Origin of the sequence: Brevibacillus fluminis, from assembly GCF_052072235.1 — a bacterium.
GTDB lineage: Bacteria > Bacillota > Bacilli > Brevibacillales > Brevibacillaceae > Brevibacillus_D > Brevibacillus_D fluminis_A.
The window spans coordinates 5,081,670-5,107,476 of sequence record NZ_CM125436.1 but is presented as its reverse complement, the minus strand read 5'-3'; the positions used below and the strand labels follow the sequence as shown (position 1 = coordinate 5,107,476).

Genomic DNA, 25,807 nt, shown 5'->3' with positions numbered 1-25,807 from the left:
TCCTGGAGGGATCACCGGTTCTCATCTTAAAATCTCGCTTTCGTAGCTAGTTTGGTGTGCGTTGCGCAACAGTCAACTACCTACGACGCTAGATATAGGAGAGGTCATAACGTTTCCAGACGGTCCTGTAGGGACACATGGTATCCTGATCCTTTCTTCAATCTGATCTCATTATACCATGAGCGCAGGGTCGCCTAAAAACAGGAAGGACAGGGGGAAAACAGCGCTTCTCCTATGAAAAACAGAGGAGAATGCGAATCGTGCAGAATGGCAGTATGAATTCGGCGGTTTTTGCTGATAAACGGCCGGTTTTTGCGGGTTGTTCGCAACTATTCCACATGCTCCCGCTGTTTTTTCCGTTCCAGCACTTTCAGCGCTTCCCGTCTGCTTAATGGCGGCAGCTGCCTGCTTTCCAGGAAGGCGAGCACAGGCGCTGGGTCTGTCTTGGTATATTCCCGCAGCGCCCAGCCGATCGCTTTTTGGATGAAAAATTCATCGGAAGGCAAAGCGCGGTCGATGATCTGGAACAGCAGCGGCAAGTCGGTTGCCCCTTTGTAGGAAAGCTGGAAAAGAATCGCTGTCCGCTTGAGCCACATATTGTCCGAGGAAAGCCATTTTTCGGTGTAGACCGGAATTTGCTCCGGATGCTGCCGGAAATACGCCCCGACCAGATGCGCGGCAAGCACATCGACGGTGTCCCACCACGATTTGTCGGCAATCAGGTCTTCGAAAAGCCCGATGGCATCGCGGGGCAGAACCTTGCTCTGCTTTTCCAGCAAAGCCAGCGCGATATACTGGTACTCGCGTTCCGGCAGTGCCCAAAGCTCGCGGACAACAGCCTCCAGCTCATCTGCGGCAGGCTTGCCGTTTTCCTTCAAAAAGGCGCGCAGCAATTCGGTGCGCTTTGGCGTTTTGATCCCGAGGAACGGAAATAAGTTCCGCATATAGGCGCTCATCGGCGCAGCTTCGGATGAATTTTGGTAGGGAAACAGGAAATTTTGCAACTTTTTTACAAAAGTTTTGGTCATAGTAGGCAACGCTCCTTTTCTTCTCCAAAAATGACGATATAATCAATAGATATGATTGCAAAAGAACCGACGGAGTGACGTACCATGATAACGGAAGAATTTGCCCGGTTTCTGGAGGAGAGCCAGGATTGTTTGATTCGTGAATTCCGAAAAAGTGTCATTCTTTCCGAGTGGGACCTAAGCCATGAAGCAATGTCTCAGAATATTGTTGCCATGTTTCATCTGGTCATCGGTTATGTAATGGATAAAAACACCCTTGAGGATGTGACACAGCTGGCTCACAAAGTGGCTGTCGAACGGATTCATGCAAAAAGCAACATCGGTGATTTCGTCCATAACGTAAGTCTGGGCAGGCAGGTTCTGTTCCAACATATCTACCAGAACGACGCTTGTGTCAAGTGGGGATTCGAACTCTTGACCAAGATCAGCAACTGCTTTGACCATTTTCTCACCCAAACGGTGACGCGTTACAATGAGCTGAAAAATACCGACCTTGAAGAGAAGCAACTGTTTATTGACCAGACCCACAAAGATCGGTTGACCCTCTTGGCGCAGATGTCAGCGAGCTTTGTCCATGAATTTCGCAATCCGTTGACATCGGTGATGGGGTTTACCAAGCTGCTGATGCAGGAGAAGCCCGATCTGCCCTATTTGGATATCATGATGAACGAACTGGAGCTGCTTAATTATCGGGTGACCCAATTTTTGCTGGTCTCGAAAAAAGGCCATTCCATGCAGATGAAAGGGCCGATTCTGCTCGTTGATTTGTTCGAGGAGACGCTGGCCTTTTTGTACCCGCAAATCGTCGATGTGAACGTAGAGATCGACATGCGAATCGACCCGGGGCTGGGGATGATCGGATACCGTGAAGAAATCCGCCAAGTATTCTCAAATATCATTATAAACGCAATTGACGCTGTATTAAAACGAAACGGGGAGCGCGTGGTCTGGATTGACGTGAAACGGGAAAAAGAAGACATCGTCATCAGCATCGCCAATAACGGGCAGCCGATCCCGCAGGATTTGCTGCCGGTCATTTTCGAACCGTTCGTGACGACCAAGGAGCTTGGTACGGGCATCGGCCTCTACATTTGCAAGCAGATGATCGTTCGCCATGAAGGCACGATCACCTGTACCTCCGATGAGTCGTTGACGACGTTCACGATCCGTTTTCCTCTGCCGCGGCATGAGACGGATGAGGAGGAGAGAAAATAAGAGGGGAAGCGTGGGCTGTGAAGGTGCTCACGCTTTTTTTCGTCCGATCAGGCGGTGGGTTCCGGCGCGGCAACGTCATTTTCCTGCACCCATCGCTTGGCGAACTGCAGGAAAGCCCGGGCTGCTGGCGATGCGAGCGAAAGGGAGCGCACAGCCAGGCCGATTTCGCGAAATACCGGAGAAGGGGCGAGGGAGGCAACCTGGACACCGTCCATGTGCTGTGGAAGAGCCATCCGGGGCAAAATGCTTGCGCCGATGCCTTCGCGAACCATATTGACGATCGTGGCTGACTCGCGTATCTCGAACTGGACGTGCGGATGGCATTTCGCACAGTCAAACAAGTCTCCAATCAGCGTCTGGCAACCCGCGATCGGCATGATGAACGGAAGGCGTGCCAGTTCACCCATGGTGATTCCGTGTCGAACGCCAGAAGGGGAAAGGGTGTCGGGAGCGAGCAGTGCAACCATCTCGTCCTGGACGAGCGCAACGGACTCCAGCTGTTTGGCAGGAAGGGTGATGAACCCAAGATGCACCGTGCCAGCCGCCAGCCAGCCCTCGATCTCCTCGTAGCTTCCTTCCTTCACCTTTAGGTCGATGCCTGGGTAGGCGGATTGAAACGAACGGAGGAGACGCGGAAGCCAGCGTGCCAAAATGCTGGGGAAACTGCCGATGAAGAGTGCACCTGTGTGCAAGCCTGTTTCCAAGGCGATCTCCTGTGCAATAAGCTCCCGCTGGTGGAGCATCTCGCGGATGCGAGCGACGATTTTTTCGCCGATTCCGGTCAGCGTAATGCCTGTTCGGCTGCGATTGATCAAAGTGACGCCGAATTCCGCCTCAAGGCTTGCGATCGCATGGCTGATCCCGGGTTGACTCATGGCCAGTGCGTCTGCCGCTTTGGAAAAGCTGCCGGCATCCACAACGGCAAGCAGGACTTCCAGTTGGGTAAACGTCATGAGAGTACCGCCGCTTTCTATAAGTGTTTGATCATAGTATATATAGGAAACATTCATTTGACGAATGTTATTTCACGTCCTATCGTTAAGGTAAAGAATCGAGCATACGCGATGGGAAAGAAGGTTTGAAATGATGAGCAAACAAATACAAGTCGGCATAATCGGTCTCGGGGGAATGGGGGGCAAACTGTTCCACACGTTTCTTGCGCACCCGGACTTTCAGGTGACGGCGGTGTGCGATACGGACGCGAAACGCGCGGAAGAAGCGGCCAAAGGGGCGGGGGATTTGCCATGGTATACGGAGTATCAGCTTCTGTTGCAGGAGGCTGCGCTTGATCTCGTGTATATCGCAGTTCCTCCCGCCTTCCATCACCGGATTGCGCTCGATGTGCTGGCGGCAGGAAAGCATATTTTGTGTGAAAAGCCGTTGGCCAACACGCTTGAGGAAGCAGAGGAGATGCGAGAGACGGCGCGGCGGGCGGGCGTTGTGCACGCGATGAATTTTCCCACGTACTATCGCGCTGCTTTTCGCGAATTGTCCGCGCGGATGGCGCAAGGGTTTTTGGGCGAGGTGCGCCGCGTAGAAATTACGACGCATTTCCACCAGTGGCCGCGTCCGTGGCAGCAAAACCCCTGGATCGGGGGGCGCGAGCAGGGCGGGTTCGTTCGCGAGGTGATGCCGCATTACATTCATTTGACGCAGAGCTTGTTCGGCAAGGTTGCTGCCGTCGACTCCCAACTGGAGTATCCTGAAGATCCGCAGGCATGCGAGACCGGAATCGTCGCCACCCTGCGTCTTGAGGATGGCCCGTCTGTGCTGATGAATGGCGTCAGCCAAATCGCCCGCAAGGAACGCGTCGCATTCACGCTGTATGGTACGAAGGGGACGCTCGCGCTGGTCGACTGGAGCCGACTGGAAGGCGGCGGAGTTGGTGAAGAGTTGGCTGAGATTGCTGTCGGTCCAACCGACCATCTCGCGGACATGCTCACACAGCTCGCTTCTACCATCCGCACGGGCGAGGGCGACGTGGTTGATTTCGAAGCGGGGTATGATGTGCAAAACGTGCTGGAAAAGTTGCTGCAAAGCAGGGGATAACCTTACCCCCTGCTTTTTCGTTCCTCCCATTCTTCCCGCAGCATGCCCATCTTGATCGCATCGTAATACGCACCGCGGACGATCCGCGCCTTGCGCACGCGCGCTTCTTCCTGCATCCCGCATTTGGCGGCGAGGCGGATCATCCGCTCATTGCCTGACCAGGTGCCGATACCCAAGCGGACGGTATCCAGGTGGGTAAACAAATAGTCGATCCACATTTGGAACGCTTCGGTTCCGTAGCCGCCGGACCAGTAGCGAGAGTCATAGATGGCGATGCCGATTTCGAACCAGTTGGTGACCTCGCTTACCCAATACCGCCCGACGGTTCCTTTCAGCTCGCCGTCGATCTCGATGACCAGCTCGGTGCGCGGAGCAGCGGTACCTAACAGCGACAGGCTTTCGTCATGCTTTTTGCTGAATTCTTCAAGCGTAAGCTCCGGAAGCGGCGCATAGGGCCCATTCCAATTGAGGTGCTCCCGGTCAGCAGCGAGATACTTCCAATAGTAGATTTGCTCGATATCCCCCGGCTGCAAATCTCGCAAAATGACCCGTTTTCCTTGCAGATGAACATGCATATGCGTTTTTCCTCCAATCATCAACGCCGATGTGATACGCTTATGGTAAGGGAAAATTGACATGATCGATAGTGTCAGTCATGAAAAATATGACAGGGTCAGATTGCGAGGAACAAACCGAATGGATATGACGCCACGCTTGCATCCCGAAGCGGAAGAGCCACTCTATGCGCAAATCTATCGCCATTTCCGCGAAACGATCATGGACGGCCGATTGGCTGCCCATTCCCGGCTGCCGTCTGTCCGCCAGCTGTCCCGCTCGCTTTCCGTAAGCAAAATTACGGTGGAAACCGCCTATCAGCAGCTTGCCGCCGAAGGCTTCATCGAAAGCCGGGCGCGCAGCGGCTTTTATGTGGCGGAATTGGAGGAGCGAACCATCGACGAATCGGGGGAACCGATCGTCTCGGGTCATCTGGCGAACGGGCAGTCTGCGCATGTCTGCGTGCAGGATGATGGCGTGGCTGAGGGGGACGAACGAACAACCGCACCGCCGATCGCTTACCATTTTCACGGCTCGATCATCGATCTGGAGCATTTCCCGTTCACACAGTGGCGCAAATGCGCGAGTGAGGCGCTGGATTTGTTCCGCGATGATTTTTCATTTTACGGGGAGAACCAGGGAGAGCCGGAGCTGTGCGAGGAAATCGCCCGTTACCTGCAGCGCGCCCGGACGGTACGTTGCAGCGCTGCGCAAATCTTGCTCGGAACGGGTTTCCAGCAGGCCATCGGCTTTCTCGCCCTGATGCTTGGGCCCGACCGCCGTATCATTGCGATGGAGGAGCCGGGGTATGCCGATGTGCGCGAGGTGTTTACGCAATATGGACACAAGGTGGTGCCCATTCCGTTGGAGGAGGATGGGCTCAACGTCGAAAGGCTGGCGGAAAGCGGAGCGCATGCCGTCTATGTGACACCGGCGCACCAGTATCCGCGCGGCATGGTGATGCCGATCAGCAAACGGCTGAGACTCTTGCAGTGGGCGCAAGAGACAGGCGGCTACATCATCGAGAACGATTATGACGGCGAGTTTCGCTACAATGTGAAGCCGACGCCATCGCTGCAAGGCTTGGACCGAGACGGCCGGGTCGTATACATCAGCAATTTTTCCAAAGCGCTGTCGCCGGCCTTGCGGGTGAACTACACCGTGCTGCCGCCTGCCCTGCTGGAGCGTTACTTGCAGCACTTTTCCTTTTACCCGTGCCCGGTTCCGCGCATTCATCAGCGCACGCTGCAGCTGTTCATGCAAAAAGGCCACTGGGATCGCCATGTGCGCCGGATGCGCAGCCTGTATGGGCGCAAGCATGCCGAGCTGCTTGACGCGATCTCGTCGATCATGCCCAAGGATCGGGTGGAGGTCGTGGCCCAATCTGCGGGCCTTCATATCGTCCTGCGGATCAAGCTGGCTGCGACGGCCGAACAGTTGGCAGCAGAAGCGGCGGCACGCGGGGTCAAGGTATATACGACGACACGAAGCTGGATGAAGCAAAATCTTGATGCTGTGCCGCACATTTTGGTTGGGTTCGGCGGCATGCGCATCGAGGACATCCGCCCCGGTATCGAACGGCTGCACGAGGCGTGGTTCGGCGCAGAAAAAAAGAGAGCCCGCGAACGGTGAACGGTGGGCTCTCTTTTTTCTGCGTGTTTATCCTTTTTTCAGTTCGTCGGTTTTGACCAGTTTGCCGTTTTTAAACTGCACGATGCTTGCTTCCAGCAGCTCGCCTTTGCCGAAGGAGGAGGTAGGCGGGGGTGCAGGAATGTTTCCGCTCATTCCTTTCCCATTTTTCACCTGCCGCGTAAGGCCAGAGCGTCTTTTACCAGCTTGATGAACTCCAGCTGCTCTTCTCCCTTGGCGACAGGCTGCGCCACTTCCAGCACCGATTCGAGCGAGCCATCCTGCACCCACGGGCTTCCGCGCAAAATCTCGGCATATTGGGCAACGGCACAAAGGAAGAGCAGCTCGGGAGCGGGCTTGCTGCTTGCAGGGCCGATCGCCTTCTCGATTTCCTCCGTTTTTCCTGAGTCCGGGTTTTGATAGCGGAGGCGGACCTTGCCCAGATCGTGCGAACTGTTTCCTCGCAGTTTCACCTCATACAAGGCGGTCACACTGTGGCCGCTCCCGATTTCGCCCCCATCCACGCGATCATTGCGAAAGTCTTGATCCGCCACGTCCCGGTTTTCATAGCCGAGCAGACGGTATTCCGCCACCTGCTTGGGATCGAACTCGACCTGAATCTTGGCGTCCTTCGCAATCGTTTGCAGCGTGCCGGTCAATGCTTCGGTGAACACCCGGCGCGCCTCGGAAAAGCTGTCGATGTAGGCGTAGACCCCATTCCCTTTGTCGGCAAGCTGCTCCATCAGCGTATCGTTGTAATTGCCCATGCCAAAGCCGAACGTGCTGAGCAAAATGCCGTCGGAGGCGTATTGGTCGATGCGCTCCAGCAAAGCGGAGGCGCGCGTTTCGCCCACGTTGGCGACGCCGTCCGAGCAGAGGATGACACGGTTGATGCCGCCGTTCAAAAAAGACTCTGCCGCCATCGCATAACCAAGCTGCAACCCTTCCTCCGCGTTGGTTGATCCTTCCGGTATCAGATAGTCGAGGCTGGCCAAAATTTTGCCTTTGTCCTGGATGGAGGTCGGCTCCAGCAGGCGACGCCCGTTCGAGCCGTACACGACGATTCCGACCCGATCCTCCTCGGTCAGCTGATTCACCAGCACAGCGAGGCTTTGTTTCACCAGCCCCAGGCGATTTTCCCGATTCATCGATCCGGAAATGTCAATGACAAAGACAAGATTCGCCGGCTTGCGCTCATGGGCGGCGATTTCTTTGCCTTTGATCCCGATCCGCACCACATCGCTGCCAGGGGAAAACGGGGAGGGGGCTGCATCTGTGAAGATGGCGAAGGTGCCGGTTTTGGGAGGTTCGTAGGCAAGCGGAAAATAATTGATGAATTCCTCAAGCCGAACAGCGCTTTCGGGCGGCAACGAGCCGCGGGAAATGTAGTTGCGCATGACAGAATAAGCCCCGGTGTCGACATCGACGGCGAAGGTGGAGAGGTGGTCTTCGGCTGTCGAGACAAAGGCGTTGGTACCGTACGATTCAAAGTACATGCCGTTCCCGATGGCGTTTGGATGAGGAGCGGACGCACTGGAATCCGCGACGGCCATTTGTCCCCGGGATTGGCTTTGCGCCTCATTGCCGCCTGCCGGGGCGGGTGCCTGGCCGCTGCTGCAGCCTGCGGTGACGAGTGACATTGTGACGATGAGCCCCATGATTTTTCTTTTTTTCAAGGTAAAACCCCCTTTGATGCTATGACGTGGAAAAATAAGGAATGTTGCATGGAAAAGCCCCGTGAAACAGGTTCACGGGGCGATCGGCGAGGCAAGCGGGCGCTGCCTTAGCCAAGCAATTCTTCCACGCTGTCGCGGAAGACTTTCGTATGGTAATCGATGTCCTCGATTGTTGTCTGTGAGGAGATCAGCGCCATGTTATGGAACGGCGTCATCAAAATGCCGCGATTCAGCGCATACAGGTGCATGTAGCGGTCCAGCTCGTAGTCGGCTGCGGCAGCAGCTTCTCCGCCATTTCGCGGCGCTGTGTCGCGGAACCAATACTCGGTGCGGCAGCCAAGGCGCTTGACGATCCACGGGAGCTGTTTCTCATCAATCACGGCTTGCACGCCATCGGCAAATCGCTCGGCGAGCGCGATGTTCCGTTCAAAATACTCTTCGGTCAGCACATTTTCGAGCGTGGCGCGCATCGCTGCCATCGAGAGCGCGTTGCCGGCCAGCGTGCCGCCGATCCCCCCGACATCCGCACCTTCCAGATCGATGGAACCGCGAATCATTGCGGCTACCTCATGGCTGAATCCGTAGACAGCGGTCGGGATGCCGCTGCCGATCGCTTTGCCGACCGTGAGCATGTCAGGCTTCAGCCCGTGTGCACCGGTGTAGCCGCCAGGTCCTGACGACATCGTGTGCGTCTCGTCGTAAATCAGCAGCGTGCCGGTGCGGCGTGTCATTTCCCGCAGGGCATCGAGGAAACCCGGTTCCGGGTGGATGATGCCGATGTTGGTCATTGCAGGCTCCGCCAGTACGGCAGCGACGTCGCCGGGGGCCAGCGCTTTTTCCAGCGCTTCGATATCGTTGAACTCCACAACCTTGGTGGTCATCGTCGGATCGATGGCCGGCCCGATGTTGCTCACGCGGCTGTGGGCATTCCCGTCCGTCAGCGTGATGAACGTTTCGTCCACGGTTCCATGGTAGCAGTAGTTGAAGACGAGCACATACTTGCGCTTGGTAATGTGGCGTGCCAGTCGGAGCGCGAAGCGGTTGGCGTCCGTCGCAGAGACGGCCACCTGCCAATACGGCAGACCGAATCGGCGGGTCAGCTCCTCGCCGACCCAGATCGCATCCTCTGTCGGTAGCATGAATGTGACGCCTTTGCGGACGCGGTCCGCGATCGCCTCGACAGAACCTGTCGGCGCATGACCCGTCATCGAGCCGGTATCGCCGAGACAGAAATCGATGTAGCGATGGTCATCCACATCCGTGAAATAGGCGCCGGAGCCTTCTTTGACAAACAGCGGGAACCCGCCCGCCCATTTTACCATCCAGTTCATCGGCACTCCGTCGAGCAGGCTTGCTTTTGCCCGCTCGTACAGCGCTTTGGAGCGAGGATGCGTTTCTTCAAACAGCTGCAGCTCTTTTTCAATCAGGGATTGCAGTCGTGTGCGATCAATCATGGATCAAGTCTCTCCTTCACCAGAAAAGTGGTTTCCGCTGAAGAAAATGAGCAATTCTCGTGCCATTGGAAAAACTGGCTACGCCATGCTTTTGGCGTAAGCCGCGGTTGCACATCTCTGTAAGAAAAAAAGCCCGATCAGACGGACTGATCAGGTCTGGCGATTCGTTGCCGATTTTTCAAATTTGACAAATTGGCGCTGCAAAAAAGAAGGGAGCCGACAAAATGAGGCGCTCCAATCAGGTTTGTTGTTTTTGACAACCATTTTTCAAATTTGACAAACGCTACGGACGCGCCCGAATGCCCAGTTCGCGGATGCGGCGGTACAGCGTCGATTCGCTGATCCCCAGGAGCTTGGCCGCTTTCACCTTGTCCTCCACCGAATAGCCGGTCTCCCGCAGCACACGCTCAATGATCTGCTTTTCGAATACATCGAGCTGTGCCTTCAGCTTGCGCGTTTCCTTTTCTCCCGCATCGGTGCGGCGCAGGCGGGCGGGGATGCTGTCGACCGTGATGAGTCGCTCGGTCGCCAGATTGACGGCGTACTCCACGACGTTTTCGAGTTCGCGAATATTTCCCGGCCAATGGTAGCCGACCAAAAGCTCCATCGTCTCCTCATCGAACCCGCTGATTTCCTTGCCGATCAAGCGGGCGTGCCTGGCCAGCGCTTGCGTGAGCAGCAGGGGGATGTCTTCCTGCCGCTCCCTGAGCGAGGGGAGATGGAGCGGAATGACATTCAGGCGGAAAAACAAATCCTCGCGAAATTCTCCGTCCGCGATCATCTGCTCCAGATCACGGTTGGTGGCCGCGATGACGCGGACGTCGACAGACAGGGAGCGGGTGCTGCCGACCCGTTCGATCTCCCGGTATTGCAGCACATGCAGCAGCTTGACTTGCAAATGGAGAGAGAGGTCGCCGATTTCATCGAGAAAAATCGTGCCTCCGTTCGCCAGCTCGAACTTGCCAACTTTGCCGTTTTTGCTGGCACCGGTAAAGGCGCCGGGCTCATAGCCAAACAGCTCGCTCTCCAGCAAAGCATCGGGAATCGCGCCGCAATTGACGGTGATGAACGGCCGTTTTTTGCGGGAGCCGCTATGATGGATCGCCCGGGCGAACAAGCTTTTTCCTGTTCCGCTTTCTCCGGTAATCAGGACGGTCGAGTTGCTGAGTGCGATTTTTTGCCCTTGCTCTTTTACGCGCTGGATCGTTTCGCTGGTGCCGATGATTTCCTGGAACGATGAGCTTTCTTCCTTTTCCGTCAAGTCATAGACCATCCGCCGCACATCGGCGCTGTCGCGAAACGAAAGAACAGCGCCGAGCGGTGCATGGTCTGCGCTGCTTGCGCCGTGACCGCTGGCGTTGATCGGCATCACGGTTGTAAAAAAATGCATGGGCATGCCGGCGCGGCGGAGCGTGGAGCGCGTATGGATCTCCTCCCGATCGCGGTAGCCTACGCCGCTTTGCAGCACTTCGTGAAACGAGCTGTCGGGCCAGATCGTGGAAAGGGCGATCCCGATCAGCTGCTCGCGCGTTAGCCCGATCAACCGTTCCGCCATCATGTTGCAGGAAGTAATGATCCCATCCTTATCGACAGCCAGGATGCCGTCGCGGATCGTTTCGACGATGCTCGTCAGCTCCGTAGCGATTTTGGTTTCGGATACTTTGCTTGCGAGCAAATCGGCCATCCGTTCCAAAAACGTGAGCAGAGGGCCACGGTTGCCGAGGAGCGTATGGCGCTGTTGCTCGGTGAAGGCAACCAGCCCCATCAGGCCGATCACCCGTCCGCCCAGCTTGATGGGACAGCACACTTCGGCCAGCTCCGCCTCCAGCGCGGCGTAGTCCGCGTTGTTTTGGGCATCTTCGATGACATACGGTTCGCCGGTTTGCAGCACCTGGCTGTACGTCAGCCCGGACTGCACGTTTCCCTCCTCTTCCTTTTGCCCGATCTTTTCTTTATAACGCCCTGTTCCGGCGATGATGGTCAGACGGTCGTCGATGATCTCGACGTCGATTCCCAATGCGGCGGTGATCGCTTCCGCAACCTCCTGGGTCGTCTGGCGAATATCCAATAAACGTGACATGACAGGTGACCTCCGATCGCGTAGCCTCAGGAAAACGGCAGATGTTAGGAAAATTGTATCGAAAAAGCAGAGCGGCGGGCAATGATTTTGCGGCTGCGGGATTCGCATGAAGGCAAATATGCAAGGAAATAATAGACACAACCTTGGCTTTTGACAGGAGGGCAGCGATGCGCGAGCAGGCTCCGGAACAACTGAAACCGTTATATCCGAGCCTCCAGGATAACATCACGAAGGTGCTGGAGGAGCTTCATTTCGCTTCAGACATTGTATTGCGCGAGCTTTTGATCGGCACGGAAGAAGCGCCGCTCCGGGCTGCGCTTTTTTATACGGAAGGCTTGGTGGATACGCAGTCGCTTCATCATTATGTGATGGAGCCGCTCATGCTCAAAATGGACCCGGCGGAGTGGGCTGCCGTTTTGCACGCGGAAGAGGGCTTTTTGCAACGGCTTAAAAACGACGTCATCACGGTCGCCGCCGTTATGGAAATCGCCGATTTCGATAATCTGTTCACCTCGTTGCTGTCCGGCAACGTCATTCTTCTCTTTGAGGGATTGGATGTCGGATTTCTGCTTTCCTTGAAAGGCTGGGAAACCCGGGCGATCTCGGAGCCATCGACAGAATCGATCATTCGCGGGCCCCGGGACAGCTTTACAGAGACACTGCGCACCAATACCGCGCTGATTCGCCGGCGCATCCGCGACACCCGGCTGCGCGTGGAGCAGCGGATGGTGGGGCGATCGACGAAAACGGACGTTGCGATCATGTATATCGAAGGGATTGCCAATGAAAAAGTGGTGGAAGAGGTGCGCACCCGTCTGGACAGGATCGATTTGGACAGCGTGCTGGAGAGCAGCTTCATTGAGGAAGAAATCCAGGACCGCACCGCGACGCCTTTTCCCACCATCTTCAATTCAGAGCGGCCCGATGTAGTGAGCGCGAATTTGCTTGAGGGGCGCGTTGCCATCGTCGTGGACGGGACGCCGTTCGTCTTGACGGTGCCTGCCCTGTTCGTCGAGTTTTTCCAGTCTGCTGACGATTACTACCAGCGTTCCGACATCAGCACGCTGCTGCGCTTTCTGCGCCTGCTCTGTTTTTTTATCGCGCTGATCGGTCCGTCGCTGTACATCGCCATCACCACGTTTCACCAGGAGATGCTGCCGACCCAGCTTTTGATCAGCCTGGCAGCGCAGCGGGAGGGTGTGCCCTTTCCCGCATTTATCGAAGCGCTCGTGATGGAAATCACGTTTGAGATTTTGCGCGAAGCGGGCGTGCGGATGCCGCGGGCGGTCGGGCAAGCGATGTCGATCGTTGGTACGCTGGTCATCGGGACGGCGGCGGTTGACGCAGGAATCGTTTCCGCCGCGATGGTCATCGTCGTCTCGATCACCGCCATCTCGAATTTTGTGTTTCCGGCATTCAACATGGGGATTCCCGTGCGGATGTTGCGGTTTGTGCTGATGGGGCTGGCTGCCTCGTTCGGCATTTTCGGCATCATCGTCGGCTTGATCGCGCTCGTCCTGCATTTGTGCAGCCTGCGGAGCTTTGGTGTGCCGTACATGAGCCCGCTTGCCCCGATACAGATTTCCGACCAAAAAGATGTGCTGGTCCGCGTCCCGCGCTGGATGATGCTGACCCGGCCCCATCTGATCAGTTCCTGGAACAATGTCCGGCAAAAAAGCAACCGGCCAAAACAGCGCCAATAAGCCGATGGAAAGGGGGAGTTGAGGCGAGATGCGGAAAAAGGGACTTTTCTTGGGGCTGCTCTGCCTCCTTCTTTTTGTTTCTGGCTGTTGGAACCGGCGGGAGCTGAACGAATTGGCGATCGCGGTCGCGCTTGCGATTGATAAGGATGGAAAAGACTACAAAGTCAGCGTGCAGGTGGTAAACCCGGGCGCGGTTGCCTCAAAGGGTGGAAACAATGGCTATTTGCCCGTGATGTTTTACCAGCAATCCGCCGGCACGGTTTTCGAAGCGCTGCGGAAAATGACCAGCGTGTCTCCACGCAAAATCTACTTGTCCCATCTGCGCATGCTGATCATTTCGGAGGAGCTGGCGCGGGATGGCATCAGCAAAGTTCTGGATCTCGTCCTGCGGGATCAGGAAGTGCGGAGCGATTTTTATGTCGTCATTGCAAAAAAAGAGCATCATGCGGAAGATACGTTGAAGATTTTGACCACGATTGAAAAAATTCCGGCGGTCAAACTGTTTTCTTCACTGGAAGCGTCGCAAAAAGCGTGGGCGCCGACGAGTGCCATTACGCTGTTCGACCTGGCATCGACCTTGGCGGAAGAAGGCAAGGAGCCGGTTTTGACCGGGCTTGCGCTGAGGCACCTGAACAAACAGGGAGAAACCCGGGCGAATATCGACAACATCCAGCCGATTACCACGCTTGCCTATTCCGGGTTGGGGGTTTTTCGGCGGGATAAGCTGATTGGCTGGTTGAATGAGGAGCAGAGCAAAGGCTACAACTACATCACCAACCAGGTGAAAAGCACGATCGGTGAAGTCAAGTGCCCGAAAGGCGGAATCATAGGGCTGGAAGTCATCCGCTCTGAGTCCAAAATCAAAGGGAAGTTCGTCAACGGCCAGCCGGAAATCACGATTCAGGTCCGGGTCGAGGAAAATGTGGGGGAAGTGGCGTGCAAGATTGATTTGACGGACCCGAAGGTGATCGCTGAGCTGGAAAAAGCGGCGGAAAAACAATTTGGGCAGCTGATTGCGGCGACCATCAGCTTTGTGCAAAAGAAATACCAGGTCGATATTTTCGGCTTCGGCTCGGCGCTGCATCGTGCCGACCCAAAGACTTGGAAAAAGATCCGAAAAGATTGGGAGACCACATATTTTCCCAAGCTGAAAGTTCACTTTGAACCGGATATTCATATCAGGCGGCTTGGGAAAGCAACCAACTCGCTGACGCAATATATCAAGGAGTAGAACGTATGGGGAGTGTAGTGGGAATACTCATCGCGATTTTGGTCATTTGTTTCATTGAGGTGCCGAGTCTGCTCAAAAAAAAGCAGAGGCGGGAGCTGTGGACATTTTCGGTTCTGCTGCTTATCGGGACAGGGCTGAATATCGCCCTGGCGCTGCATATTGAACTGCCGAATCCACTGGATTGGATCATTGCGGTGTACAAACCGGTCAGTGATATGGTTGACCGTTTTCTCAAATGAGCAAGGGTGTGCCGGAAAAAAGAAGGTGGGGAGAAGATGCAGGATAATGGAAAGATCACGGCTGCGCAACTTCGTCTGCTCGTCTTGATCTTTACAATCGGAAGCTCCATCATAGTCGCGACCGGCAGTGTGGCCGCCGGGGCAGGGCGGGACGCATGGATCTCGGTGATGGTCGGGGGCGTCATTTCCCTTGGCTTCGTTTACGTGTATGCAGCTCTCTACCGTCTTCATCCGCAGCTGACGCTGGTACAAATGAATATGCTTGTTTTTGGCAGATGGATCGGTCAGTTGGTGTCGTGGGTCTATTTTGTCTACTTTCTGCTTCTGACCTCACTTCTGGTTCGAGAAATCGGCGATTTTTTAACGACGTTCTTCCTTGTTTATACGCCGATCCAAGCGATTCACATCATTTACTTGCTGATCATCGTTTGGGGAATGCGGATCGGCCTCGAAGCGTTGACCCGCGCCGCTGAAATATTTTTTCCTTGGCTGCTGCTGCTTTTTTTCATTTTGATTGTCTGCCTGATTCCGAAGATGGACATCGATCACCTCTTGCCGGTGATGGAAAACGGGGGGAAACCGGTCATCCGGGGTGCCATCCCTTTTCTCGGGCTTCCTTTCCTGGAGCTGGTGACCTTTCTGATGATAATGCCGACCGTCATTCAGCGACAGCAGGCTGCTCGTGCGCTTTTTCAAGGAATGGCAGGGGGAACCATGCTTCTCTTTCTGCTCGTTCTGACAACCATTTTGGTGGATGGCGCATTGATAGCGACAGATGCAACGTACCCGAGCTACACCTTGACAAGGCAAATCAGCATCGGTCATTTTCTGGAACGGATCGAAGTGGCCATCGCCATTCTGTGGTTCGTCTCCATCTTTTTTAAAACGAGCGTCAGCTATTATGCATTAACCGTCAGTCTGGCACAAATGCTAGGGCTCCAAGAGGGCCGACAGCTGACCATCGCGATGGCGCCGCTTGTCATCGCTGGCTCCCTGCTGGTTTCACCCAATTTGACGAGTTTCCGCACATTCATTGGAACGGCATGGACTCCACTTTCGCTGACCGTCGGTTTGGCGATCCCGCTTTTCTTGCTTGCCATAGCCAAAATACGAATTCACCGCAAAGAAAAGCAACCGTCAAACAGCGGATAGTTTCCGACGGTTGCTTTTTTTACAGCACCACTCAATCACTGATGACCAAAATGTTTTTGGGAAGCTGACCGGTTCGGCAAATCTCGGAAATGGCATCATCTGACATCCGGCCGCAGACGAGGATCAGCGATGTCGTGATGTTGTCAAAGCAGAATCGCGAAAGCCGGGAGATGTTTTGCGTACCGCGGAAGACTCTGACTTTGCCTTTAAAATTAGCCGCGGAGAACAGCACAAGCGTTACGTTGTCGGGTTCTCTCAGGTTGCTGACACGAAAACTGGAGAGCCTGTTGTTGAAATCGAAGGCGTGCATGTCGCGGATCGCAACACCGCCGCGTTTAAAGCGAATCCGGCGCCCCTTGTAGTTTTTCTGGGAATACAGCGAAAGACGAAGACTGGTTTCCATCTCTTTTCACCTCATTCTCTTAGTGATCGTTACACAATATGAAAGAGTCGGGTAGGGTTCTTGTACGAATGTGAATGGTCATCTGCTTGTTTTCGCGTTTTTACAGGGAAAGAAGCCGCAAATCTAGCACATTTTGGAGTGTCAATACCTGCAGGAAAAGGTTGTAACTTTATTTCTGCTCGTTCGTCATACTTACAGAGTTGGAAAAAATATTCTGCCAGAGTAACTGAGGGGTAATGCAGATGAGCAATAAGCCAGGGGAATTAACCGCAGTCGGAATCAATCACAGCTACGGTGCGGGCAAACTGAAAGTGCCGGTGTTGTACGACGTGGGGCTACATATCAACAACAGTGAATTCGTCGCGCTTTGCGGGACGTCAGGGTCAGGAAAATCGACGCTGCTCAGTCTGTTGGCGGGATTGACGCGGCCGGAGGAAGGGCAGATTTTCATCAGCGGCGAGGAAATCTCCCGATACAACGAAAATCAGCTGTGCCTGTTTCGGCGCAGATCGATGGGCTTCGTCTTCCAGTCTTTCAATCTGCTGCCCAATTTGACCGCATTGGAAAATGTCGAGCTGCCGCTTGTCTTCCTCGGCGAGAGCAGGCGCAACCGGATCAAGCGGGCTAAGGAAATGCTTGCGATGGTTGGCTTGGAAGAGCGGATGAAGCACCGTCCCAATGAGTTGTCGGGTGGACAGCAGCAGCGCGTCAGTATCGCCCGCGCTCTTGTAACCAAGCCGAGCATCGTCTTGGCGGATGAGCCGACAGGGAACCTCGACAGCGCGACGGAAGAGGAAATCTTGATCCTGATGCGCGAGATGAACCGCGAAAACAAAACGACATTCGTCATCGTCACGCACGACCAAGGGGTGGCGGAGATGTCGGACCGCGTGATTTATCTCAAGGATGGCAGGGTCATTCAGAAGGAAGGCATGCTGGCGTAAATCATGCAAATGCATAAAAAGGTGTGGGAGAATTGAAACTATTGGATTCATTGCGGATTGTGTGGCGCAATCTGTGGCGGATGAAGCTGCGGACCATCCTGACCTCGATCGGGGTCATGATCGGTACGGCTGCGATTGTCGCCATGATTTCGCTCAGCTTGGGCCTGAAGGAAAGCGCGGTAAAAAGCCTGGAGAATTTCGGCAATCTCACTGAAATGGAAGTTGCCCCGATGTATTGGGATGAAAAAACCCAAAAGCCGATTCCGCCCGATAAAGTGAAGAAGCTGAATGAAGATGCCGTTCTGGAACTCAAGCAGATTCCGGGCGTACAAGCTGTCATGCCAACACGGCAGCTGCACAGCGACGCCAAGCTGAAAATCGGCAGGCGTGAGGGACATCTGCAAGTGATCGGCGTAGACGTCAAGGAATCGAGCGTCATGAAAAAAAGCACGGTTGAAAAAGGAGAATACCTCAGCGGACAGCCGAACGAAATCGTCATTTCCTACGAGGTCCCCCGCGAAATGCGCGATGTGGAAAAAGATAAGCGTGAAGAGCGGAAGCGCCGCGCCAATGAACGGGCAGGGCGTCCAGCCGATATGGGCGGCGGATTCGGAGGGGAGGGCGGCCCTGACATGCCGGCTGCGTTCAATGCGGTCGGCAAAACCGGAACCTTTGTCCTGAGCCGCGATTACGAAGATTCGAACGGCGACCGCAAATTTGAGAAAAAAGAGATTCGCGTGCGAGTGGTCGGCCAGTTCCAGAAAGAAGAAAACAGCCGCTTTGGCCGAGGCCCGGTCGCCTATGTGCCGCTCGCCATGGTGGATGAAATGAACAAGTGGCTGGAGCAGCAGGACCAGCAAAACAATGGCGGTGACACGCCGCGCAAGCGCTCTCGCAACGATAAGGCGAAGCCGGAATTCGAAAGCATTTTTGTCAAAGTCGACAGCCGCGAGAACGTGGAAAAAGTTGTGGAAGGCGCGCAAAAATTCGGGTATGAAATTTATTCGCCTGCGCGTGAGTTGAAGGAAATCAATAAATTCTTCTTTGTCATTCAGTTGATTTTGGGCGGAATTGCCGCGATCTCGTTGCTCGTCGCGACAATCGGGATCGTCAACACCATGATCATGTCCATCCTGGAACGCACGAAGGAAATCGGGATCATGAAAGTCATCGGCGCGACCGTTTACAATATTCGCTGGCTGTTTTTGATCGAGTCCGGTTTTATCGGGCTGATCGGCGGCATCACAGGATTGGGTCTCGCATACGGCGCGGTAGAAATCCTCAATTATGTCGCAGCCAGCAATCCGGACTTCAATTTGTTCGGCGGGCGCATGCCTGCCGGAGACACGCCGACGAAGCTGGCGGTCGTCCCATTGTGGCTCGCCATGTTCGCCATCGGATTTTCATTCGTCATCGGCTTGCTGGCGGGGATCTTCCCGGCGTTCCGCGCGTCCCGTCTAAGTCCATTGCAAGCGATTCGTTCCGAATAGACCTAAGAGAGAGAAGAAAAATAAAAGTCGTGAGCAGAATGAGAGGGTACTATGAGCAAGAAGAAGTGGATCATTATCAGCAGTCTCGTGGTTGTGTTGGGGGGCGGAGGCTATGGCGGCTATCATTATTGGAAAGCGAATTCAGCCGCTGAGGAACCGGTCATGGAGGAAAAGCCGCAGCTGCCTACGGTGACTGCTGACATGGGCGAGGTCAAGAAGACGATTTATGCGACCGGGACTGTAGAAGCCAAAGCGCATGAAGAGGTAAAGCCGGACATGTCAACAAAGGTGGAGCGGATTCTGGTCAAGGAAGGGCAGCATGTCAGCAAAGGGACACCGCTGTTCACGTTTGACAGCGCAGATGCGGAATTGCAGATTCAAAAGCAAGAGATCGCGCTCTCCAAATTGGAGCGGGATATGCTGGAGCTGGGCAAACGAAAGGACAAGATCGTTTCGGATAAAAAAGGCAAGATCAAGGAGATCATGGTCAAGGCAGGGGAAACGGTATCCACCAATCAGGTGATCGCCAAAGTCATCGACATGGATCATCTGAAGATCGTCGGAAAATTTTATTCCGTGCAATCAACCAAGTTCCAGGTTGGCCAAAAAGTGCGCGTCTTCCTGCGTGCATCGCTCACCTACACGGAGGGGGTCGTAACCAAAATCGATCAGGTCGGGAAAAAGGTAGACAACGCCGGCGTGCTGTATGACGTTGAGGTGTTGGTGAAAAAGGACAGCGGATTGGGCGTCGGCGACATCGGCCAGGTCGAATACCGCGGGCCGAACGGCGAGATCGGGCTGAGCCAAATCGTCACCAAGTTCGAATTCCCTGAAGAGATGGAAATCGTGGCGGGTACGGAAGGGAAAGTCAGCAAAGTGCTCGTGAAGGAAGATGACGCGGTGCAGCCTGGCCAAACGATGGTCGAGATGGACATGGAAGCGAGCGATCTGGAAAAGAAAGAAAAAGAGATTAGCCTGAAAGAAGCGCAGCTTGAGTTGATCCAGAAGAAGCGCGACTTGAGCAAAAAGCAGGTGACGGCAACCGTCGGCGGCGTCGTCACCAAGATCAACGCCAAAGAAGGCGAGCAGATCGACGGCAGCAAGCCGGCGATGGTCATCATGGACATGTCCTCTGTTTATATGAAGGCATCCGTCGACGAGGTGGACATTCCCTACATTCAGGTGGGGCAAACCGTCGATGTCTATGTGACGGCGTTCGGCAACCAGGTTTTCAAAGGGAAGGTCGTGGAAATTCCGCAGGAAGGCACCACGCAGGACAAAACGGTCCGCTTTGAGGTGAAGATCTTGATCGCCGACGGTGGCAAGATGAAGCACGGAATGACGGGCGATTGCGACATCAATGTCAACAAGGTAGAAAACGTGGTGCGCCTGCCTGTGAATGCGGTGGAAGTGCTGGAAGAAGGCAAAGGCACCGTCATGGTGAAAGATCCGAACAGCGGCGAACCGACGCCGAAGGAAGTGGAGATCGGTATTGAAGGCGCCGAGTTCATCGAGATCAAGAGCGGCATTAAAGCCGGCGATGAAGTCATGGTCACAGGCGGTATGGGATAAGATCATGGGCAGCCTCTTCTTGCGATGGAAGAAGGCTGCTTTTTTTTCGGCCGCGATCAGGAAACCCCTGTTATAATGAAAAAACGCATGGTATGTTACGGCAAAGAGGGGATTGGATTGAAGGCCATTTTGCTTGGCATCGCGGCATCATTTTTTTTCGCATTTACCTTTGTGTTGAACCGGGCGATGGACCTGTCGGGTGGTAGCTGGCTGTGGAGTTCGTCGCTCCGCTACTTTTTCATGGTTCCGCTTCTGCTCGGTCTGGTCTGGTATCGCGGCAATTTGCGGGCGCTGTTCGTGGAAATGAGACAGCGGCCGTGGGCATGGGTGTGGTGGAGCTTTGTCGGCTTCGGATTGTTTTATGCCCCGATCACCTTCGCCGCGGCTTACAGTCCGGGCTGGCTTACGGCTGGCACATGGCAAATCACCATTGTGGCAGGCTCGCTTTTGGTCCCGTTTTTTCAGGATGCAGACGGACGGAAGCAAAAAATTCCGCTGCATGGCCTGTGGATGTCAGGCTTGATTTTGCTCGGCGTCGCCGTCATGCAGCTGCAGCATGCCGAAGGCTTGTCTGTGGCGCAGTTGCTGTTCGGCGTCATCCCGGTCTTGATCGCCGCCTTCGCCTATCCGCTGGGCAACCGCAAGATGATGGCATTGTGCCAAGGGCGTCTCGACGCCTTTCAGCGAACGCTGGGCATGACGATTGCCAGTTTGCCGCTCTGGGTGATCCTCGCGGCGATCGGGTGGAACGATGCGGGCTTGCCATCAGCCGGTCAACTTGTCCAGACGCTCCTAGTCGCGATCACGTCCGGCGTCGTGGCGACGCTGCTGTTTTTTTCGGCGACCGACATGGCCAAAGGGAATGCCCAGCAGCTGGCAGCAATCGAGGCGACGCAAGCGGGGGAGGTGATCTTTGCGGTCGTGCTGGAGATGCTGATTTTGCAAGCGCCGCTGCCGTCCGCATGGTCCAATGTCGGGATGGTGCTCGTGATGGCAGGAATGGTTTTGCACAGCATTTTGGGCCAGCGAAAACCGTTGGAAAAAAGTTCGTAATATTGTTCACAAAATTGTTAACAAATTGCTAACAAAAGACAAATTCTTTCCAATGTTTTTTAGGTATACTTAATGAGAAGTAGCTCTCCCGGGCTATGCCAAACCCGAGTGAGCGGCTTTTTTCTGTGAAAAACGGCTTCCACGTTTTTCATAATTTAGGTTATGACCGTTCGCGGTCAAACAAAACGGCCCCGACCGTTTTGCACTTATTCGATCACTGATCGCCGGTGCTCTTTTTTGCCTTGAGACTGGGGAATGTTTGCTATTACTTTTCATCTTTGTGGTTATGATAAGAGATGGAAGTAACCTGCCGAGCATTCATTCGGTACTCGTGTAAAAAAGGGTGCTAATAGATTTCCGGCTGGAGGCACAGCTGGATCTATTACAACACAGAGAAAGTGGGGTTTATTGTATGAAGAGTCGTTGGCATCATGCTATGCGTCTGCTTTTCGCCGTAATGGCGTTGACGCTAGTGCTTACGGGTTGTGGCGACCCAACCCTCTCTGCCTTAACGCCGTCTGGGCCTGTGGCAGAATCCCAATTCTGGTTGATGAAGCTTACCTTCGGCATCATGGCTGGCGTTTTCTGTGTCGTCTTCATTCTTTGGGTTTATGTTTTGCTTCGCTATCGCAAAAAGCCAGGTCAAACCGGTTATCCGAAGCAGGTTGAAGGGAATCATAAACTGGAAATCATTTGGACAGTTATTCCTTTTGTGCTTTTGATCATCATGGCGGTACCAACGGTTACGATCGGCTTTGATTTGGAGAAGCGTTATGACAAAGCTGAAGCGATGCAAGTGAATGTCACGGCTCACCAATTCTGGTGGGAATTCGAATATCCAGACCTGGGCATCCACACTGCGCAAGACCTGTATATTCCTACCGGGAAAAAAGTTCAATTTACCGTTACGTCTGCTGACGTTATCCATGCATTCTGGATTCCTGCACTCGGCGGTAAAATCGACACCAACCCTGGTGACGAAAACCACATCTGGCTCCAGGCAGACAAACCGGGCATTTATAAAGGCAAATGTGCTGAGCTTTGTGGTGCGGCCCATGCGCTGATGGACTTCAAAGTGGTTGCAGTTGACCAGGCGAAGTTCGATGAATGGGCGACAAAATTGAAAACGGCTTCTGTTACGCCAAAAACCGATTTGGCAAAACAAGGCCAGGAAGTATTCAAGAAAAGCTGTATCGGATGCCACGCGATTGGCTCTGAAGGTGGTCGTTTGGGTCCAAACCTGACCGATCTTGCAAGTCGCGAACGCCTTGCTGGTATTCTTCCTAACAACGCAGAAGAGCTACATAAATGGTTGAAAGATCCGCAAGCAATGAAACCAGGCAACAAAATGCCGAACCTGAACCTGCCGGACGATCAAATCAACGCGCTGGTTGAGTACCTCGGCGAGCTGAAAATCGATTACGATAATGGGTTGCCAAAGCAATAATTTCATATGAAACGAGCGATGAGTCAAGCCGTTTTTGACTCAAGTGAAACTGCAAAGGAGGTAAAACCGTGGCTGCACATGCTCATTCTCACAAGAAGAGATCGGGATTGTGGGACTACCTTACGACCGTAGACCATAAGAAGATCGCGATTCTCTATTTGGTGGCAGGAGGCTTCTTCTTCTTACTTGGTGGTATCGAAGCGCTGCTCATCCGTCTTCAATTGATGTATCCAGAAAATACATTGGTCGGCGGAGCCACCTTTAACCAATTGATCACCATGCACGGTACGACAATGATCTTCCTGGCTGCGATGCCGATTATCTTCGCGTTGATGAACGCTGTAATTCCGCTGCAAATCGGCGCGCGTGACGTTGCGTTCCCGTTTGTCAACTCTCTTGGTTTCTGGTTGTTCTTCTTTGGTGGCGTTCTCTTGAACACAAGCTGGTTCTTGGGCGGCGCTCCTGATGCAGGCTGGACCAGTTATCCGACATTGGCCAATCCGGAGTTTAGCGGACATGGGGTCGACTTTTACGTCGTCGGTCTGCAGATCGCCGGTATCGGTACGCTGATCGGTGGTATCAACTTCCTGGTAACCATCATCAACATGCGTGCGCCAGGCATGACGTTCATGCGTATGCCGCTCTTTACCTGGAGTTCTTTCGTCACTTCCGGACTGATCCTGCTGGCTTTCCCGGCGATCACTGTTTCTCTCGTCCTTTTGATGTTTGACCGCCTCTTCGGCGCTAACTTCTTTGATACAGCTGCCGGTGGTAACGTAACCATCTGGGAGCACTTGTTCTGGGTGTTCGGTCACCCTGAGGTTTACATCCTGATCTTGCCGGCATTCGGTGTGATCTCGGAAGTTTTGAGTACGTTCTCGAGCAAGCGTTTGTTCGGATACAGTTCGATGGTATTCGCGACAGTTCTGATCGGCTTCCTCGGCTTCATGGTGTGGGCTCACCACATGTTCACAGTAGGTCTTGGCCCGATCGCCAACTCGCTGTTCGGTGTGGCGACGATGTTGATCGCGGTGCCGACCGGTATCAAAATCTTTAACTGGATTCTCACCATGTGGGGCGGACAAATCCGGTTCACGACGGCGAACCTGTTTGCAATCGGATTCATTCCAACATTTGTTATCGGTGGTATGACAGGGGTAATGTTGGCGATGCCAGCAGCTGACTTCCAATACCATGACAGCTATTTCGTCGTTGCTCACTTCCACTACGTTATCGTCGGTGGTTTGATCAACGGATTGTTCTCCGGTCTCTATTACTGGTGGCCAAAAATGTTCGGTATCACCCTGAGCGAAAAAGTAGGGAAATGGAACTTCTGGCTGTTCTTCATCGGTTTCCATTTGACCTTCTTCCCGCAGCACTTCCTCGGCTTGATGGGGATGCCGCGCCGCGTATTTACGTTCTTGCACAACCAGGATCTGGATACAGGCAACATGGTCAGCTCGATCGGTGCGATCATCATGACCGTCGGTGCACTGCTGTTCCTGGTAAACATCCTGGTAACTGCGAAAGCCGGCAAAAAAGCACCAGCAGACCCATGGGATGCGCGTACGCTGGAATGGTCCATTCCATCGCCGCCGCCTGAGTACAACTTTGCCCAAACACCATTGGTTCGCGGTTTGGATGCCCTCTGGGTCGAAAAAATGGCGGGCAACAAAGGCATGACATATGCAGAGCCGCTCGGTTCGATCCATATGCCGTCGCCATCGTTTATCCCGTTCCTGATGTCTGTATGTTTCTTCATCGCAGGCTACGGCCTGATGTATCACATTGTTCCAGTGATCGTGATCGGCTTGGCCGGCGTACTGGTATGCATGTTCTTCCGCTCCGTATACGATGACCACGGTTATCATATCGAACCGGATGAGATTGACGAGAAGGGGGTTAAGGCGTAATGGGAAACGATCATGCACTTCACCACGGCGCTCTTCCTGACGAACCGGAAAAAGCCACCCTTGAAGGTAGAAATAAGGTTCTCGGTTTCTGGCTCTTCCTCGGCGGGGAAACCGTATTGTTCGGCAGCTTGTTTGCCACCTTCCTGGCACTCCGTCATCAAACGAATGGCGGCCCGACCGGAGCAGAATTGTTCCAATTGGGCATGGTTGCAGCCGCAACCTTCATTCTTTTGACCAGTAGCTTGACATCTGTATTGGCGATTTTGGCGATGCACAAGAAAAACGTGAGCGCGATGGTCGCTTGGCTGGTCGTCACGGTCATCTTGGGTCTTGCGTTCCTCGGTCTTGAAATTTATGAGTTCACCGAGTATGTGCATGAAGGTCACACGATGACTTCCAGCGCATTCGGTTCTGCTTTCTATACGCTTGTCGGCTTCCACGGTGCGCACGTATTGTTCGGTGTGCTTTGGATCAGCCTATTGATTGCACAGGTCTTCAAAAAAGGCCTGACAGTCGTCACGGCACCAAAGCTGTATGTTGCAAGCCTGTACTGGCACTTTGTTGACTTGGTGTGGGTTTTCATCTTCACAGTGGTTTATTTGATGGGCATTATGGGCGAAAAGGTGGCTGGATAACGATGGGAGCAAATGCACACAACACTTCGGTAGAGCGCAAACCTGTAACGAAGCATGATGGGGCAAAAGTTCATCTCGTAGCATTCTTTTTGTCGATCGTACTGACCATGCTGGCGTTTGTTGCAGTCGCGTATGAGGCGGTTCCGCGCAAATTCGTGTTTCCGTTTATCTTGCTGCTAGGCATCGTTCAAGCTGCATTTCAATTTTATGTGTGGATGCATGCGAAAGATCGCGCTCATGAATTCCCGAAAATCGCGGTATTCGGCGCAGTTCTTGTCATGCTTCCGGTGTTTCTTGTATTTACATTGTTGATTTGGTAAGTTGGTTGGGGGCGCTGGC

23 protein-coding genes are annotated in these 25,807 nt (G+C 54.1%); 15 read left to right on the top strand and 8 right to left on the bottom strand.

What is annotated here, in order from left to right; translation table 11 throughout:
- Window positions 1-329 precede the first annotated feature (329 nt).
- A complete protein-coding gene (locus ACTID9_RS25035; protein WP_441067813.1) occupies window positions 330-1,028 on the bottom strand; it encodes a DNA alkylation repair protein in 699 nt (232 codons plus the stop codon).
- 84 nt (window positions 1,029-1,112) lie between these two features.
- On the opposite strand from ACTID9_RS25035, the gene ACTID9_RS25030 reads away from it, so the two are divergent.
- Entirely contained in the window at window positions 1,113-2,243 is a 1,131-nt protein-coding gene (locus ACTID9_RS25030) for a histidine kinase N-terminal domain-containing protein (RefSeq protein WP_441067811.1), read from the top strand.
- 47 nt (window positions 2,244-2,290) lie between these two features.
- Here ACTID9_RS25030 and ACTID9_RS25025 read toward each other — a convergent pair whose 3' ends face one another.
- Entirely contained in the window at window positions 2,291-3,196 is a 906-nt protein-coding gene (locus ACTID9_RS25025; protein WP_441067809.1) for a LysR family transcriptional regulator, read from the bottom strand.
- A gap of 130 nt (window positions 3,197-3,326) precedes the next feature.
- Here ACTID9_RS25025 and ACTID9_RS25020 point away from each other — a divergent pair, with 130 nt between their 5' ends.
- A complete protein-coding gene (locus ACTID9_RS25020; RefSeq protein ID WP_441067807.1) occupies window positions 3,327-4,292 on the top strand; it encodes a Gfo/Idh/MocA family protein in 966 nt (321 codons plus the stop codon).
- 2 nt (window positions 4,293-4,294) lie between these two features.
- Here the strand turns inward: ACTID9_RS25020 and ACTID9_RS25015 are convergent, their stop codons facing one another.
- Window positions 4,295-4,867 (bottom strand): GNAT family N-acetyltransferase, encoded by a 573-nt coding sequence (locus ACTID9_RS25015; RefSeq protein ID WP_441067805.1) that lies wholly within the window; start codon window positions 4,865-4,867, stop codon window positions 4,295-4,297.
- Window positions 4,868-4,988: 121 nt separating this feature from the next.
- Between ACTID9_RS25015 and pdxR the strand changes: the two genes are divergently transcribed.
- Entirely contained in the window at window positions 4,989-6,479 is a 1,491-nt protein-coding gene (pdxR, locus tag ACTID9_RS25010) for a MocR-like pyridoxine biosynthesis transcription factor PdxR (RefSeq protein WP_441067803.1), read from the top strand.
- A gap of 27 nt (window positions 6,480-6,506) precedes the next feature.
- Here the strand turns inward: pdxR and ACTID9_RS25005 are convergent, their stop codons facing one another.
- From ACTID9_RS25005 to ACTID9_RS24990, 4 genes are all read right to left on the bottom strand, one after another.
- The gene (locus ACTID9_RS25005; protein WP_441067801.1) at window positions 6,507-6,632 is read right to left on the bottom strand and encodes a hypothetical protein; all 126 of its coding nucleotides are present in this window, start codon (window positions 6,630-6,632) and stop codon (window positions 6,507-6,509) included.
- 14 nt (window positions 6,633-6,646) lie between these two features.
- On the bottom strand, window positions 6,647-8,152 hold the full coding sequence (locus ACTID9_RS25000; RefSeq protein WP_441067799.1) for a YfbK domain-containing protein: 1,506 nt from the start codon (window positions 8,150-8,152) through the stop codon (window positions 6,647-6,649).
- Window positions 8,153-8,259: 107 nt separating this feature from the next.
- A complete protein-coding gene (locus tag ACTID9_RS24995; protein WP_441067797.1) occupies window positions 8,260-9,606 on the bottom strand; it encodes an aspartate aminotransferase family protein in 1,347 nt (448 codons plus the stop codon).
- 283 nt (window positions 9,607-9,889) lie between these two features.
- On the bottom strand, window positions 9,890-11,686 hold the full coding sequence (locus tag ACTID9_RS24990) for a sigma 54-interacting transcriptional regulator (RefSeq protein ID WP_441067795.1): 1,797 nt from the start codon (window positions 11,684-11,686) through the stop codon (window positions 9,890-9,892).
- 167 nt (window positions 11,687-11,853) lie between these two features.
- On the opposite strand from ACTID9_RS24990, the gene ACTID9_RS24985 reads away from it, so the two are divergent.
- From ACTID9_RS24985 to ACTID9_RS24970, 4 genes are read left to right on the top strand one after another with little or no spacing between them, the layout of a single operon-like run.
- Window positions 11,854-13,389: a spore germination protein gene (locus ACTID9_RS24985; protein WP_441067793.1), complete on the top strand. Its 1,536-nt coding sequence runs from the start codon at window positions 11,854-11,856 to the stop codon at window positions 13,387-13,389.
- A 28-nt stretch (window positions 13,390-13,417) separates the two neighbouring features.
- Window positions 13,418-14,620, top strand: a complete 1,203-nt coding sequence (locus tag ACTID9_RS24980) for a Ger(x)C family spore germination protein (RefSeq protein WP_441067791.1) — start codon at window positions 13,418-13,420, stop codon at window positions 14,618-14,620.
- 5 nt (window positions 14,621-14,625) lie between these two features.
- On the top strand, window positions 14,626-14,859 hold the full coding sequence (locus ACTID9_RS24975; protein ID WP_441067789.1) for a hypothetical protein: 234 nt from the start codon (window positions 14,626-14,628) through the stop codon (window positions 14,857-14,859).
- A gap of 36 nt (window positions 14,860-14,895) precedes the next feature.
- Window positions 14,896-16,011, top strand: coding sequence for a GerAB/ArcD/ProY family transporter (locus ACTID9_RS24970; RefSeq protein WP_441067787.1), 1,116 nt, complete (start codon window positions 14,896-14,898; stop codon window positions 16,009-16,011).
- Between the two features lie 31 nt (window positions 16,012-16,042).
- On the opposite strand, the gene ACTID9_RS24965 is transcribed toward ACTID9_RS24970, so the two are convergent.
- A complete protein-coding gene (locus ACTID9_RS24965; RefSeq protein WP_441067785.1) occupies window positions 16,043-16,414 on the bottom strand; it encodes a hypothetical protein in 372 nt (123 codons plus the stop codon).
- 242 nt (window positions 16,415-16,656) lie between these two features.
- On the opposite strand from ACTID9_RS24965, the gene ACTID9_RS24960 reads away from it, so the two are divergent.
- The 8 genes from ACTID9_RS24960 to ACTID9_RS24925 all read left to right on the top strand — a co-directional run bounded on the left by ACTID9_RS24960 (window position 16,657) and on the right by ACTID9_RS24925 (window position 25,788).
- Window positions 16,657-17,358 carry an ABC transporter ATP-binding protein gene (locus ACTID9_RS24960; RefSeq protein ID WP_441067783.1) on the top strand — a complete coding sequence of 234 codons (702 nt, stop codon included), beginning with the start codon at window positions 16,657-16,659 and terminating at the stop codon, window positions 17,356-17,358.
- A 32-nt stretch (window positions 17,359-17,390) separates the two neighbouring features.
- Window positions 17,391-18,848: an ABC transporter permease gene (locus ACTID9_RS24955; RefSeq protein WP_441067781.1), complete on the top strand. Its 1,458-nt coding sequence runs from the start codon at window positions 17,391-17,393 to the stop codon at window positions 18,846-18,848.
- A 51-nt stretch (window positions 18,849-18,899) separates the two neighbouring features.
- Window positions 18,900-20,420: an efflux RND transporter periplasmic adaptor subunit gene (locus ACTID9_RS24950; protein ID WP_441067779.1), complete on the top strand. Its 1,521-nt coding sequence runs from the start codon at window positions 18,900-18,902 to the stop codon at window positions 20,418-20,420.
- 117 nt (window positions 20,421-20,537) lie between these two features.
- On the top strand, window positions 20,538-21,473 hold the full coding sequence (locus ACTID9_RS24945) for a DMT family transporter (protein WP_441072729.1): 936 nt from the start codon (window positions 20,538-20,540) through the stop codon (window positions 21,471-21,473).
- A 412-nt stretch (window positions 21,474-21,885) separates the two neighbouring features.
- Window positions 21,886-22,920: a cytochrome c oxidase subunit II gene (gene coxB, locus ACTID9_RS24940; protein WP_441067777.1), complete on the top strand. Its 1,035-nt coding sequence runs from the start codon at window positions 21,886-21,888 to the stop codon at window positions 22,918-22,920.
- 68 nt (window positions 22,921-22,988) lie between these two features.
- Complete coding sequence (gene ctaD, locus ACTID9_RS24935) at window positions 22,989-24,833, top strand: cytochrome c oxidase subunit I (RefSeq protein WP_441067775.1); 1,845 nt, start codon at window positions 22,989-22,991, stop codon at window positions 24,831-24,833.
- Complete coding sequence (locus ACTID9_RS24930) at window positions 24,833-25,468, top strand: cytochrome (ubi)quinol oxidase subunit III (protein WP_441067773.1); 636 nt, start codon at window positions 24,833-24,835, stop codon at window positions 25,466-25,468. The genes ctaD and ACTID9_RS24930 overlap by 1 nt, the downstream gene beginning before the upstream one ends.
- 2 nt (window positions 25,469-25,470) lie before the next feature.
- A complete protein-coding gene (locus ACTID9_RS24925; RefSeq protein ID WP_441067771.1) occupies window positions 25,471-25,788 on the top strand; it encodes a cytochrome C oxidase subunit IV family protein in 318 nt (105 codons plus the stop codon).
- The last annotated feature ends 19 nt before the right edge of the window (window positions 25,789-25,807 follow it).

Coding starts and splice junctions, on each gene's coding strand:
- ACTID9_RS25035 (WP_441067813.1), bottom strand. CDS start 1,028: ATGACCAAAACTTTTGTAAAAAAGTTGCAAAATTTCCTGTTTCCCTAC.
- ACTID9_RS25030 (WP_441067811.1), top strand. CDS start 1,113: ATGATAACGGAAGAATTTGCCCGGTTTCTGGAGGAGAGCCAGGATTGT.
- ACTID9_RS25025 (WP_441067809.1), bottom strand. CDS start 3,196: ATGACGTTTACCCAACTGGAAGTCCTGCTTGCCGTTGTGGATGCCGGC.
- ACTID9_RS25020 (WP_441067807.1), top strand. CDS start 3,327: ATGATGAGCAAACAAATACAAGTCGGCATAATCGGTCTCGGGGGAATG.
- ACTID9_RS25015 (WP_441067805.1), bottom strand. CDS start 4,867: ATGCATGTTCATCTGCAAGGAAAACGGGTCATTTTGCGAGATTTGCAG.
- pdxR (WP_441067803.1), top strand. CDS start 4,989: ATGGATATGACGCCACGCTTGCATCCCGAAGCGGAAGAGCCACTCTAT.
- ACTID9_RS25005 (WP_441067801.1), bottom strand. CDS start 6,632: ATGAGCGGAAACATTCCTGCACCCCCGCCTACCTCCTCCTTCGGCAAA.
- ACTID9_RS24995 (WP_441067797.1), bottom strand. CDS start 9,606: ATGATTGATCGCACACGACTGCAATCCCTGATTGAAAAAGAGCTGCAG.
- ACTID9_RS24990 (WP_441067795.1), bottom strand. CDS start 11,686: ATGTCACGTTTATTGGATATTCGCCAGACGACCCAGGAGGTTGCGGAA.
- ACTID9_RS24985 (WP_441067793.1), top strand. CDS start 11,854: ATGCGCGAGCAGGCTCCGGAACAACTGAAACCGTTATATCCGAGCCTC.
- ACTID9_RS24980 (WP_441067791.1), top strand. CDS start 13,418: ATGCGGAAAAAGGGACTTTTCTTGGGGCTGCTCTGCCTCCTTCTTTTT.
- ACTID9_RS24975 (WP_441067789.1), top strand. CDS start 14,626: ATGGGGAGTGTAGTGGGAATACTCATCGCGATTTTGGTCATTTGTTTC.
- ACTID9_RS24970 (WP_441067787.1), top strand. CDS start 14,896: ATGCAGGATAATGGAAAGATCACGGCTGCGCAACTTCGTCTGCTCGTC.
- ACTID9_RS24965 (WP_441067785.1), bottom strand. CDS start 16,414: ATGGAAACCAGTCTTCGTCTTTCGCTGTATTCCCAGAAAAACTACAAG.
- ACTID9_RS24960 (WP_441067783.1), top strand. CDS start 16,657: ATGAGCAATAAGCCAGGGGAATTAACCGCAGTCGGAATCAATCACAGC.
- ACTID9_RS24950 (WP_441067779.1), top strand. CDS start 18,900: ATGAGCAAGAAGAAGTGGATCATTATCAGCAGTCTCGTGGTTGTGTTG.
- coxB (WP_441067777.1), top strand. CDS start 21,886: ATGAAGAGTCGTTGGCATCATGCTATGCGTCTGCTTTTCGCCGTAATG.
- ACTID9_RS24930 (WP_441067773.1), top strand. CDS start 24,833: ATGGGAAACGATCATGCACTTCACCACGGCGCTCTTCCTGACGAACCG.
- ACTID9_RS24925 (WP_441067771.1), top strand. CDS start 25,471: ATGGGAGCAAATGCACACAACACTTCGGTAGAGCGCAAACCTGTAACG.